The organism is Acidovorax sp. 59 (assembly GCF_002754175.1).
In the GTDB taxonomy this organism is placed as follows: Bacteria; Pseudomonadota; Gammaproteobacteria; order Burkholderiales; family Burkholderiaceae_C; genus Acidovorax; species Acidovorax delafieldii.
In genome coordinates this window covers 2,267,067-2,279,075 of sequence record NZ_PEET01000001.1, presented here as the reverse complement: position 1 = coordinate 2,279,075, position 12,009 = coordinate 2,267,067, and the positions used below count along the sequence as shown (strand labels likewise).

The 12,009-nt window shown below is 66.1% G+C and carries 8 protein-coding genes; 2 read left to right on the top strand and 6 right to left on the bottom strand.

The genetic code is table 11. The features are described from left to right. Positions 1-22 precede the first annotated feature (22 nt). Positions 23-958, bottom strand: a complete 936-nt coding sequence (locus CLU87_RS10250) for a 4-hydroxyproline epimerase (protein WP_099730386.1) — start codon at positions 956-958, stop codon at positions 23-25. Positions 959-995: 37 nt separating this feature from the next. Beyond that, on the bottom strand, positions 996-1,913 hold the full coding sequence (locus CLU87_RS10245; RefSeq protein ID WP_055398099.1) for a dihydrodipicolinate synthase family protein: 918 nt from the start codon (positions 1,911-1,913) through the stop codon (positions 996-998). 255 nt (positions 1,914-2,168) lie between these two features. Between CLU87_RS10245 and alaS the strand changes: the two genes are divergently transcribed. Then, positions 2,169-4,796 (top strand): alanine--tRNA ligase, encoded by a 2,628-nt coding sequence (alaS, locus tag CLU87_RS10240; RefSeq protein ID WP_099730385.1) that lies wholly within the window; start codon positions 2,169-2,171, stop codon positions 4,794-4,796. A gap of 100 nt (positions 4,797-4,896) precedes the next feature. Beyond that, entirely contained in the window at positions 4,897-7,878 is a 2,982-nt protein-coding gene (locus CLU87_RS10235; RefSeq protein WP_099730384.1) for an HD domain-containing phosphohydrolase, read from the top strand. 104 nt (positions 7,879-7,982) lie between these two features. On the opposite strand, the gene CLU87_RS10230 is transcribed toward CLU87_RS10235, so the two are convergent. The 4 genes from CLU87_RS10230 to CLU87_RS10215 are packed head-to-tail and all read right to left on the bottom strand — an operon-like array spanning position 7,983 to position 11,997. Continuing rightward, positions 7,983-9,038, bottom strand: a complete 1,056-nt coding sequence (locus CLU87_RS10230; RefSeq protein WP_056063179.1) for a GGDEF domain-containing protein — start codon at positions 9,036-9,038, stop codon at positions 7,983-7,985. A 39-nt stretch (positions 9,039-9,077) separates the two neighbouring features. Then, complete coding sequence (gene trmB / locus CLU87_RS10225) at positions 9,078-9,848, bottom strand: tRNA (guanosine(46)-N7)-methyltransferase TrmB (RefSeq protein ID WP_099730383.1); 771 nt, start codon at positions 9,846-9,848, stop codon at positions 9,078-9,080. Continuing rightward, positions 9,845-10,858: a tRNA glutamyl-Q(34) synthetase GluQRS gene (gene gluQRS / locus CLU87_RS10220; protein WP_233193759.1), complete on the bottom strand. Its 1,014-nt coding sequence runs from the start codon at positions 10,856-10,858 to the stop codon at positions 9,845-9,847. Before gluQRS ends, trmB begins: the two co-directional genes overlap by 4 nt. Beyond that, positions 10,855-11,997, bottom strand: a complete 1,143-nt coding sequence (locus CLU87_RS10215) for an NAD(P)/FAD-dependent oxidoreductase (RefSeq protein WP_143227267.1) — start codon at positions 11,995-11,997, stop codon at positions 10,855-10,857. The genes gluQRS and CLU87_RS10215 overlap by 4 nt, the downstream gene beginning before the upstream one ends. Positions 11,998-12,009: the final 12 nt, after the last annotated feature.

The window sequence follows — 12,009 nt, the reverse complement described above, 5'->3', positions numbered from 1 at the left end:
GCGCGGGTGCAGCAGGGTCGGGTTAAAGCCGGATGCCCCAGCCAAAGGGGTCCTTGTCTTCAATCAGCAAAGTAGCGTCGGCGCAAATGTGCGCGCGGCCCCGCAAGGTGGGGATGACCGTGCCATCGTCCTGCAGCGTGTAGCTGGCCTCGAACTGGCTGCCAATGATGCTGGCCTGGCGCCAGAGTGCGCCCGGTGCGAGCTTGCCGTCAGCCGCCAGGCAGGCCACCTTGGCGCTGGTACCCGTGCCGCAGGGCGAGCGGTCATAGGCCTTGCCGGGACACAGCACATAGTTACGGCTGTCGGCCTGGTCGTCTTCGGCAAACAGCTCGATGTGGTCTATCTCGCCGCCGTTGTCGCCCCGAATGCCCTGGTCTTTGAGGGCTTGCTGCACGGCGCAGCTGTAGGCCATCAACGCCTCCAGGTTGTCGCTGGCTACACGCTGGCCGTGGTCGGAGATCAGGAAGAACCAGTTGCCGCCCCAGGCCACATCGCCCACCACGCGGCCATGGCCGGGCACGTCCACCGCCAGCTGATGATGCAGCCGGTAGGCCGGCACGTTGCGCACGCTGACAGAGCCATCGGGGTGCAGGGTGGTGGTGACGGTGCCCACCGGGGTTTCGATGCGGTGCTCGCCAGGGGTGATGCGGCCCAGGTAGGCGAGCGACGCGATCAGCCCGATGGTGCCGTGTCCACACATGCCCAGGTAGCCGCTGTTGTTGAAGAAGATCACGCCCGCTGCGTTGGCGGGATCTTGCGGCGCGCAGAGCAGCGCCCCCACCACCACGTCGCTGCCACGCGGCTCCAGCACGGTGGCGGCCCGCCAGGCATCGTGGCGCTCAGCCAGCAGCGCACGCCGCTCGGCCATGGTGCCGGTGCCCAGGTCGGGAAAACCGTCGATGACAAGCCGGGTGGGCTCGCCACCGGTGTGGGAGTCGATCACGTGGATGCGTTGCATGGTGCTCTGGTGGTGGTGAAGTACGGCGCTCAGTGTCTCAGGCGACAGACTGGTATTTTGTAGGGCGCGTGGCCAGGGCCTTGCGCACCACACTCTCGACAAATGCGCGTTCGTCGCCCACCAGGGGCAGGCGGGGGCGGCGCATGTGTTCGGTGCCCACACCCACCAGCGCATCGATGAGCTTGAGGTTCTGCACGAGCTTGTTAGACACATCCAGGTGCAGCATGGGCGTCATCCACTGGTAGAGCGGCAGCGCCTCGGCAAATTTGCCTGCTTTCATCAGGTCGTACAGCGCCACGGTTTCGCGCGGGAAGGCGCAGCCCACGCCGGCCAGCAGGCCGTCGCATCCCAGGGCCAGGCCTTCGTAGGCCAGGTCGTCCACGCCCAGGAAGAGCTGGTATCGGTCACCCACGGTGTTGCGCAGGTCGGTGATGCGGCGGATGTCGCCGGTGCTTTCCTTGATGGCGGCGATCCACTCGCAGTCGGCCAGCTCCACCATGTGCTCGGGTTTCAGGTCCACGCGGTAGGCCACAGGGTTGTTGTAGACCATCAGGGGGCGCTGGGCGGCACCCGCCATGGCGCGCACATTGGCCATGGCCTCGCGGGCGTCGGCCACGTAGATCACCGAGGGCATGACCATGTAGCCGGCGACACCGAGCTTGTTGCCGCCGTCGATGTAGCGCAGTGCCTCGCGGGTGCTGGTTTCGGACACGTTGGCGAGCACTGGTACGCGGCCGTCAGCGGCTTCGAGGGCGATCTTGGCAACCTGGAGCTTTTCCTCCAGTGTGAGGGTGCTGGCTTCGCCGAGAGAACCGCAGGTGACCAGCCCGTGGATGCCGTTGCGGATCTGGAAGTCGATGTGGCGGGCTGTGCCCTCGGCGTCGATGGACTCGTCGGCGTGGAACTTGGTGGTGATGGCAGGGAAGATGCCTTGCCAGCGGGGTTGTGGGTTCACGAGGGGCTCCTTGGATCGGTGGGTGGGTTGCAGTTATTAATATATTAACAAGATATTTAAAGCGCGCAAGCGAATTTTTCAGCATTCGTTGGCGCATGGATCGGAGGCGTCTGTCCCCGCCCTGTCGCCCTCCCGCCACGGACCGCCAGACTGCAAACCTATAATGAAAGGTTGGTCCCCATAGGGGCAGCGACAGGCAGCGCGCAGGCGCGGGTCCTGCGGCCTGCCTGCTGCGTGCAACCACTCCACAACACCATGAGCACTCCCACTTTTTCTGTCGCTGACATCCGCAAGTCCTTCCTGGACTTCTTCGTCTCCAAGGGCCACACCGTGGTGCCGTCGAGCCCTCTGGTGCCTGGCAACGACCCCACGCTGATGTTCACCAACTCGGGCATGGTGCAGTTCAAGGACGTGTTCCTGGGCACCGATAAGCGCTCGTACAACCGGGCGGTGTCGGTTCAGGCCTGCCTGCGTGCGGGTGGCAAGCACAACGACCTGGAAAACGTGGGCTACACCGCGCGCCACCACACCTTCTTTGAAATGCTGGGCAACTGGTCGTTTGGCGACTACTTCAAGCGGGAATCGCTCAAGTGGGCCTGGGAGCTGCTGACCGAGGTCTACAAGCTGCCGCCAGAGCGCCTGCTGGCCACGGTCTACCAGGAAGACGACGAGGCCTACGACATCTGGACCAAGGAAATCGGCTTGCCACCCGAGCGCGTGATCCGCATCGGCGACAACAAGGGCGGCCGCTACAAGTCCGACAACTTCTGGATGATGGCCGACACCGGCCCCTGCGGCCCCTGCAGCGAAATCTTCTATGACCACGGCCCGCACATTGCAGGCGGCCCTCCCGGCAGCCCCGATGAAGACGGCGACCGCTTCATCGAGATCTGGAACAACGTGTTCATGCAGTTCAACATGGACGAGACGGGTGCCGTGACCCCGCTGCCCGCACCCTGCGTAGACACCGGCATGGGCCTGGAGCGCCTTGCAGCCATCCTGCAGCACGTGCACAGCAACTACGAGATCGACCTGTTCGACGCGCTCATCAAGGCCGCCGGCCGCGAGACCGGCTTGACGGACCTCAACAACAAGAGCCTGCGTGTGATTGCCGACCACATCCGCGCAACCGCCTTCCTGGTGAGCGATGGTGTGATCCCCAGCAACGAAGGCCGTGGCTACGTGCAGCGCCGCATCGTGCGCCGTGCCATCCGCCACGGGTACAAGCTGGGCAAGAAGACCCCGTTCTTCCACAAGTTGGTGGCCGATCTGGTGCGCCTGATGGGTGACGCCTACCCCTCCCTGCGCGCGCAGGAGCAGCGCATCACCGAGGTGCTCAAGGTGGAAGAAGAGCGCTTCTTCGAAACGCTGGCCAACGGCATGGAAATTCTGGACGCGGCCCTAGACGGCGGCGCCAAGGTGCTGCCTGGCGACGTCGCGTTCAAGCTGCACGATACCTATGGCTTCCCGCTCGACCTGACCAACGACGTGTGCCGCGAACGCGACGTGGAAGTGGACGAGGCAGGCTTCAAGACCGCCATGGAAAAGCAGAAGGCCCAGGCCCGCGCTGCTGGCAAGTTCAAGATGGACAAGGCGCTGGAGTACACCGGTGACGCCAACCAGTTCACGGGCTACGAACACCTCGCAGAGACTGCAAAAATCGTAGCAATCTATGTAGACGGTACTAGCGCTGCAGCACTGAAAGCCGGCCAAAACGGCGTGGTGGTGCTGGACACGACCCCGTTCTACGCCGAAAGCGGCGGCCAGGTGGGTGACGAAGGTGTCATCACCAGCGGCTCGGCCCGTTTTGCGGTGGGCGATACGCTCAAGATCAAGGCCGATGTGTTTGGCCACCATGGCATGCTCGAAGAGGGCACACTGAACGTGGGTGACACGGTGCAGGCCCAGGTGAACACCGCCGTGCGCGCTGCCACCATGCGCAACCACTCGGTCACGCACATCATGCACAAGGCCTTGCGCGAAGTGCTGGGCAGCCATGTGCAGCAAAAGGGCAGCCTGGTCAATGCCGACCGCACGCGCTTCGACTTCACACACAACGGCGCCGTGACGGCGGCTGAAATCCGCGAGATCGAACGCCGTGTGAACGAAGAAATCCTGGCCAACCAGCCCACGCAAGCGCGCGTGATGGACATCGAGTCGGCCCAGAAGACCGGCGCCATGATGCTGTTTGGCGAGAAGTACGGCGAAACCGTGCGCGTGCTCGACATCGGCACCAGCCGCGAACTGTGTGGCGGCACACACGTGCAGCGCACGGGCGACATCGGCCTGTTCAAGGTGGTGGGCGAGGGTGGCGTGGCTGCTGGCATCCGCCGCATTGAGGCCGTGACCGGCGCCAACGCACTGGCGTACTTGCAGAACCTGGAAGACACCGTGAACCAGGCCGCCAGCACGCTCAAGGCGCCGGTGGCCGAGCTCAACGGCCGCATCAGCCAAGCGCTGGACAACGCCCGCGCGCTCGAAAAGGAAGTGGCTGCCTTGAAGGGTAAGCTGGCCTCGAGCCAGGGTGACGAACTGGTGAGCCAGGCGGTGGAGGTGAAGGGCCTCAAAGTGCTGGCTGCGGCGCTGCCGGGTGCCGACGCCAAGACCCTGCGCGACACCATGGACAAGCTCAAGGACAAGCTCAAGACCGCTGCCATCGTGCTGGCCGCCGTGGATGGCGACAAGGTGCAGATCGCCGCGGGCGTCACCGCCGACAGCGTGGGCAAGCTCAAGGCGGGCGAACTGGTCAACTTTGTCGCCCAGCAAGTCGGCGGCAAGGGCGGCGGCAAGCCCGACATGGCCATGGCTGGCGGCACGGACGCGTCCAAACTGCCCGCAGCACTGGCTTCGGTGACAGGCTGGGTCACGCAGCAACTGGGCTGATGTACTTGTCACCACAGCGGCACCAGCCGCTGTGGTGTGGCAGCCATGGCTGCCAAAAAGAGGGTGACGGAACGCCAGCTTTCACCCTAAAGTGCAGCGCATGGACACCCTGCGCGACAGCCCCCAAGACCCGCCGCCGTCCGCTGTGCTTCGCGGTACGGGCGCTGCTTCGGTGGGCCAAGGCGGCCACCTGCCATGGTGGCGCCGCATCACCATCCCCTTTGAGGTCCTGATCGCCACCGTGGTGGTCACCGCCATGCTGTTGTTGACAGCGTTGCTGGTGTACCAGGTCAGCACCAGCGCGCGCCAGGCCATCATTGCGGCATCGGACGAGAGTGCGCAGCGCATCAGCCAGCTCATTGCCGAACGGGTGCATCGCATCGTGGACCCGGCCGATGCCACCATCCGCCTGCTGGCGTTCGACCCGGTGGCCTCTGCGTCCACCCTGCCAGCGCGGCTGCGGCGCCTGCCTGTACTGGCGCGGCTGCTGGAGCAGAACCCGCTGCTGTCGGCGGTGTTCATCGGTTACCCGGACGGGCAGTTTTTGCTGGTGCGGCCGGTGCGAAACGAGGCCTTGCGGGTGCGGCTGGATGCACCGCCCAAAACGGCGTACCTGGTGCAGTCCATGGCGCGCGAGCGTGGGCTGGCGGGCATGGTGGGGCGCTGGAGTTATTACGACGCAGACTTGCGGCTGATCGACTCGGCCGTGCGCCCGGAATACCGTTACGACCCCCGTACCCGCCCCTGGTACGCCGAGGCGCTGGAGCAGAACACCCAGATCCTCACGGCACCCTATGTGTTCTTCACCACGCAGGAGGTAGGCATCACGCTGAGCCAGCCCAGCGAGGACGGGCGTGCGGTGATTGGCCTGGACGTGGCCCTGACCGACCTGGGGCATGAGATCAGTGGCCTGCGCCTGATGCCCCGCACCGAGATCGCGGTGGTGGACAAGGACCGCCGCGTGCTGGCCTATCCCGATATGTCACGCGTGCTACTGCGTGATGGCAACACGCCGGGCCTGCGGCTGCGTGCCCTGGACGATCTGGGTGTGCCCAGCCTGCATGCGCTGCAGGCGCTGGGCCTGAAAGATGGCGAGTCACGCCGCCTGCAGGCCGACGGCGAGGAATGGCTGGGCCGTTCGCTGCCGCTGGCATCGATGCGCTGGCAGGGGCTGCAGATCCTGATGGCGATTCCTACCAAGGAGCTGCTGGCCGAGGTGAACAACAACCTGCGCCAGCAGGTGTGGCTGTCGGTGTCGCTCATCGGCCTGATGCTGCCGTTGGGCTGGCTGGCCGGCCGGCGCGTGGGGCGCAGTCTGTTCGGGCTGGCGTTGCAGGCCCGGGCGCTGGCGCGGTTTGATTTCCGGCGGCCCGAACGGCGGGTGTCGCCGGTGCGCGAGGTGCGCGACCTGGGGCAAGTGATGGACCGCATGTCCGACACCATCCAGGAGTTCTTGCACATCACCCACCACATCAGCGCCGAGTCGCGCACCGACCTGATGCTGTCGAGTGTGCTGTACGAGCTGGTGCGCGCCACCAGTTGCACCGGCGGTGCGGTGTACCTGGTGGACCCGCAACGCACCGGCTTGCTGCGCGCGGCCCGCCATTGCGAAGACCCGGAGCAGCAGTCGCGCTACCCCGAGCACCTGGCCATGGTGCATTTCATCAACCATACCGAGCCCCAACCGGGCGACCAGCACGAAGACGACGACGACACCGAGCCCGCGCGTGTGCTGCGGGTGCAGCTGCGCACCCGTGACGGGCAGCCCCTGGGTCTGCTGGTGCTGCGCTACATCGCGGACCAGACGCAGGACGACGCGCATTTCCGGGCGTTTGTCGAGAAGTTGTCGGGCACGCTGTCGGTGGCCATCGAGACGCGCAGCCTGATCGAAGGCCAGAAGAAGCTGCTCGATGCTGTCATCCGCCTGCTGGCCGACGCGATCGACGCCAAGAGCCCCTACACCGGTGGCCATTGCGAGCGCGTGCCGGAGCTGGCCGAGGCGCTGATGGACCGCATGTGTGCGGCCAAGGACGGCCCGTTTGCCCAGGTGGCCATGACCGATGCCGAGCGCTACGAATTCCGCCTGGGGGCCTGGTTGCATGACTGCGGCAAGGTCACCAGCCCCGAGCACATCATCGACAAGGCCACCAAGCTGGAAACGCTCTACAACCGCATTCACGAGGTGCGCATGCGCTTTGAGGTGTTGTGGCGGGACGCTGAGCTGGACTACTGGAAGCAGCATGTGTCCGGCGTGGACCCGGTGCGCCTGCAGCGTGAGTTGCTGCAGCGGCGCGAACAACTGCAGGAAGACTTTGCCTTTGTAGCCCGCTGCAATGTGGGGGGCGAATTCATGGCCGAGGCGGACATTGCCCGCCTCAAGGCCGTTGGCCGCCAGATATGGCAACGGCATTTTGACGACCGCCTGGGCCTGTCGGCCGCCGAGATGCTGCGGCTTTCCAGCGTGCCGGTGCGCCCCTTGCCCGCCAACGAGCCGCTGCTGGCCGACCGGCCCGAGCACATCGTGCCCTGGGGCACACGCAAGCCGCCGGTGGAGGCGGGCAACCCCGCGAATCGCTGGGGCTTTGACATGGTGTTGCCGCCCTACGAGGCGCACCTGGGCGAACTGCACAACCTGTCCATCCAGCGGGGTACGCTCACCGCCGAAGACCGCTTCAAGATCAACGACCACATCGTGCAGACCATCATCATGCTCAGCGGTCTGCCGTTTCCGCCGCACCTGGCGCGCGTGCCGTCGATTGCCGGGTCCCACCATGAAAAGCTGGACGGCACCGGCTACCCCCGGCGTCTGAAGGCGCCAGAGCTGACGCTGGCCGACCGGGTGATGACCCTGGCCGATATCTTTGAGGCGCTGACTGCGGCCGACCGGCCCTACAAGCCACCCAAGACCTTGTCCGAGTCGCTCAAGATCATGACCCACATGGTGCGCGAGCGTCACATCGATGCCGAGGTGTTCCGCTTCTTCCTGACCAGCGGCGTGTGGCGCGACTACGCCGAGCGCTTTCTGACGCCTGCGCAGCGCGACGAGATCAATGTGGAGGCCATTCTGGCGTCGCTGGGCTGAGAGGGGAAAGGCGCCCTACGGTGGACGATGGGGCAATGCGTTCTTGCGCGGGCCAGCCTTTTTGCAGCGGACAGCAGACCATATGGCCATGGGGCCGGGCCCGGTCAGAACAGCTCGACGTCGTCGTTGGCGACCTTGGTTGCCAGTTGACCGCTGGCCACCAGATCGTCATAGAAGCAAACCTGGTTGCGGCCATGTTCCTTGGCGTAGTAAAGCGCCTGGTCGGCCTGGCCCAGAATCTCTACGGGCGAGCCGCGCGTGGTGCTCACAAAGCCCAGGCTCACCGTGACCTGGCCCACCTGCGGGAAGTGGTACTCCTGCACGGCCAGCCGGAAGCGGTTGAACACCTTGTGGGCGGTGCTCAGTGTGGTGGAGCGCAGCAGCACCACAAACTCCTCGCCGCCGAAGCGGAAGATGCGGTCATGGCTGCGGAAAGAGCTGCGCAGGATGTTGGCGATCAGGATCAGCACCTCGTCGCCATACAGGTGGCCGAACCGGTCGTTGACCTGCTTGAAGTGGTCGATGTCCACCACAGCCAGCCATTGCTGCACGGGTTCGTTGTCGCTGGCCACTGCGGTTTCCTCGGCCGCAAAAGACTCGGTAACGGCGCCCGTCCGGCTGGCCAGCCCGCTCATGGTGTAGCGGGAGAACTGCTCGTCAAACGTTTTGCGGTTGAACAGGCCGGTGAGCGCATCACGCTCGCTGTAGTCGAGCAGGCTCTGGTAGTTCTGGTACACCTGAAACACGCCCATGAGCACGTCGAGCTTGTGGGCCGAGAACGGGCGCGACTGCGTGATCTCCAGGCAGGTGCTGACCTTGTCGTGCATCCACACCGGCAGCCACAGCACATGGCGACCCCGGCGGGGCGAGGCCAGCGCGCTTTCGCCATGGCTGTCCACGCAGTCCCGCAGCGCGGGGTATTGGTCCAGCGGCTCGCGGCGGGGGTCGGCGGCGGCTTCGGAGTCGGTGGACACGAGCTGGCCGCTGTCCACCCAGGTGCGGGGGCGCACATGGGGCACGCCACCGTCCGTGAACAGCTCCAGGGCCCGCACCTCGATGATGCTGCTGAGCTTTTGCAGCGTGGACAGCACCGATACCTCCAGCCGCAAGTGGTCGCGGTGGCCAGTCATCTCCACCAGGTTTTGCAGGATGGGTTTCATAGGCGGTGTGGTGCGGGCCGATCGGGGCATGTCGTGGGGTCAGTTACGGCGCACAAACACCACGTCCCACACCCCATGGCCCAGTCGCAGGCCGCGGTTTTCGAATTTGGTCAGCGGGCGGTAGTCGGGTTGCGGTGCAAAGCCGTCTGCGGTGTTTTGCAGTAGGGGTTCGGCGCTCAGTACCTGCAGCATTTGCTCGGCGTAGGGCTGCCAGTCGGTGGCGCAATGCAGGTAGCCGCCGGGCTTGAGGCGTGCAGCCAGCTTGGCCACCAGCGGGGGCTGGATCAGGCGGCGCTTGTTGTGCTTTTTCTTGTGCCAGGGGTCGGGGAAGAAGATGTGCACACCGTCAAGAACGCCGGGCGGCAGCATGTGGTCGATCACCTCCACAGCGTCGTGCTGCAGGATGCGGATGTTGGTCAGCTCTTGCTCGCCGATGCGCTTGAGCAGGGCACCCACGCCGGGCTCATGCACCTCGCAGCACAGGAAGTTGTCATCAGGCCGCACGCGGGCGATATGGGCCGTGGCCTCGCCCATGCCAAAGCCGATCTCCAGCACCAGCGGGGCGCTGCGGCCGAAGGCGGCGGTGGCGTCCAGCGGGGTGGGGGTGTAGGGCAGCACAAAACGCGGGCCGAAGTCCTCAAAGGCCTTGGCCTGGCCCGTGGTGGTGCGGCCGGCGCGGCGCACAAAGCTCTTGATGGTTTTGGGGTGGGTCACACCGGCGGGGGCAGAGCCCTGTACGGCGGGCGCTGTGGGGGCGGCTGCGGCAGGCGCAGCACTGGCGGGGGCGGAAGCTGTGGTCAATTCGGTCACGGTGGGCCATTGTAGTTTCGTCGCCACGCCACCACCCACTGTGCCAGTGCGTCGGGTATGCAAATGTTGTGCAGATTTGCCACAGCGGGCAGGCCCAGTGCCAGCGCAGCGTGCGACAGGGCCACCAACGGGTTCTGCAGTTCCAGCGCCTGCGCGCCGTTTTGTTTGGAGAGTTTTTCGCCGTTGTCCCCACACACCAGGGGGGTGTGCAGGTAGCGCGGTGTGGGCACCCCCAGGGCCTGTTGCAGCAGGATCTGGCGCGGCGTGTTGTCGGCCAGGTCCTCGCCCCGGACCACATCGGTGATGCCCTGGTCGGCGTCGTCCACCACCACGGCCAGCTGATAGGCCCACAGCCCGTCTGCGCGGCGCAGCACAAAGTCGCCCACGGCGGTCGCAACCTGTTGCTGCTGGCGGCCCAGGCGGCGGTCGTGCCACCGCAGAAGCCCGTCTGCTATTGAATATGTAGCGCCCCAGGCATGATCCACTAGCGCTATCGGCTGTTTTGGCTTGAAGTCTGTCACATTGAAGCGCCAGGAGCGCCCTGTGCGGCCATGCAGCCCATGGCGGCAGGTCCCGGGGTAGGGCAGTGCAGCATGGCGTTCACGCGCATGGCCCTGCGCGGCATGGGCGTCTTCGACGTCCTTGCGTGAACAGGCGCAGGGATAAGCATCGCCCTGCGCCACCAGCTGGCCCAGGGCATGCTGGTACAGCCCGCTGCGCGCAGACTGCCACTGGGGCGGGGCATCGGGGTGCAGACCACAGGCGGCGAGCTGCTGCAGGATGAAGGTGTCAGCCCCCGGCACGCAGCGGGGCTGGTCCACATCTTCCATGCGCACCAGCCATCGGCCGTTGTGTGCGCGTGCGTCCAGCCAGCTGGCCAGCGCTGCCACCAGAGAGCCCGCATGCAGCGGGCCCGTGGGAGAGGGGGCAAACCGCCCCACATAGCGCCCTTCAACGCGTACTGCGGGGCTGTCCTTGTCGTGCGGCGTTGCGCCCGCGCCCCCCGTCATGCCACGGCAAGTGCCAGTTCCAGGCCCGACACAAAGGCATCTTCCAGCCGGTGCCCCAGGCACCAGTCTCCGCACGCACCCAGGCCGGCCTTGGCGTCCCACAGGTGGCTATTGCCCAGCGGGTGGGTGGTCTGCGCATAGCGCCAGCGGCGGGTGTCGGCATGCGCGGGCTCGGCCCGGATGCCGGTGACCTCGGCAAATGCCTTGAGCAGCTTGGCCTGCACGCGGGCTTCGTCGTCTTCGAGGTGTTCTGCCGACCAGGCGGGGCTGGCCTGCACCGTCCAGCGCTCCACCACATTGCGCCCCGGCTTGGACGACTCGCGCGCCAGCCAGGCAATGCGGTGGTGGGTGCTGCGCGCGGCGTTCCATTGCGGGCCCAGTGTGGTCAGGCCTGGGCGCACGGCCTGGGGGTAGGCCAGCATCAGGGTCCAGCAGGGGGCAATGGCCACCTTGGACATGGCGTCGGCCAGTGGGGAGTCGAGTCCGGAGCCGGAAATCAGGGCCTGCGCAGGCACGGAGGGCTGGGCCAGCAGCACGGCATCGAAGCCTGCGTACACATGTTGCTCGCCGCCCGCGCCTTCGGTGCGCAATTGCCAGCCTGGTGCGTTCACGGCGTCGGGTTCGATGCGGGTGACGCGGGTGTGGGTGATGAGCTGGCCTGCTTGAACCAGGGGGTCGGCCCAGGTGGTGACCAGCGACTGCATGCCCGGGCTGGCCACCCAATGGGCCTCGCGGTGGGGCAGGCCCACGGCGGCTACGCGGCCTGCAGCGTCCAGCACCTGGACCGAGTTGGCGCTCCAGCGCTTGCAGATGCCGGGCACGGTGTCGATGGCGCGGGCAAAACGCGGGTCGCGCACGGTGAAATATTGGGCGCCGGCATCAAAGTTGCCAAAGGGGCTGTCGATGGTGGCGGTGCGGCCACCGGCCTGGTGGGATTTTTCGAACACTGTCACCCGGTGGCCGGCCTGGACCAGGGTGCGGGCGCAGGCAATGCCCGCCATGCCTGCGCCGATGATGGCGAAGTGGCGCTGCGGTTTGCCGGAGGGGGTGACTGGGGTGGCGGGCGCTGCGGAGGCCGCAGGGATAGGGGCGCTGGTGCGTCGGAGCCGTTTGGCGAGGAGAGGATCAGGTTTGCTCATGGGAGGCCTTTC

Coding starts and splice junctions, on each gene's coding strand:
- CLU87_RS10250 (WP_099730386.1), bottom strand. CDS start 958: ATGCAACGCATCCACGTGATCGACTCCCACACCGGTGGCGAGCCCACC.
- alaS (WP_099730385.1), top strand. CDS start 2,169: ATGAGCACTCCCACTTTTTCTGTCGCTGACATCCGCAAGTCCTTCCTG.
- CLU87_RS10235 (WP_099730384.1), top strand. CDS start 4,897: ATGGACACCCTGCGCGACAGCCCCCAAGACCCGCCGCCGTCCGCTGTG.
- CLU87_RS10230 (WP_056063179.1), bottom strand. CDS start 9,038: ATGAAACCCATCCTGCAAAACCTGGTGGAGATGACTGGCCACCGCGAC.
- gluQRS (WP_233193759.1), bottom strand. CDS start 10,858: ATGACGGGGGGCGCGGGCGCAACGCCGCACGACAAGGACAGCCCCGCA.
- CLU87_RS10215 (WP_143227267.1), bottom strand. CDS start 11,997: ATGAGCAAACCTGATCCTCTCCTCGCCAAACGGCTCCGACGCACCAGC.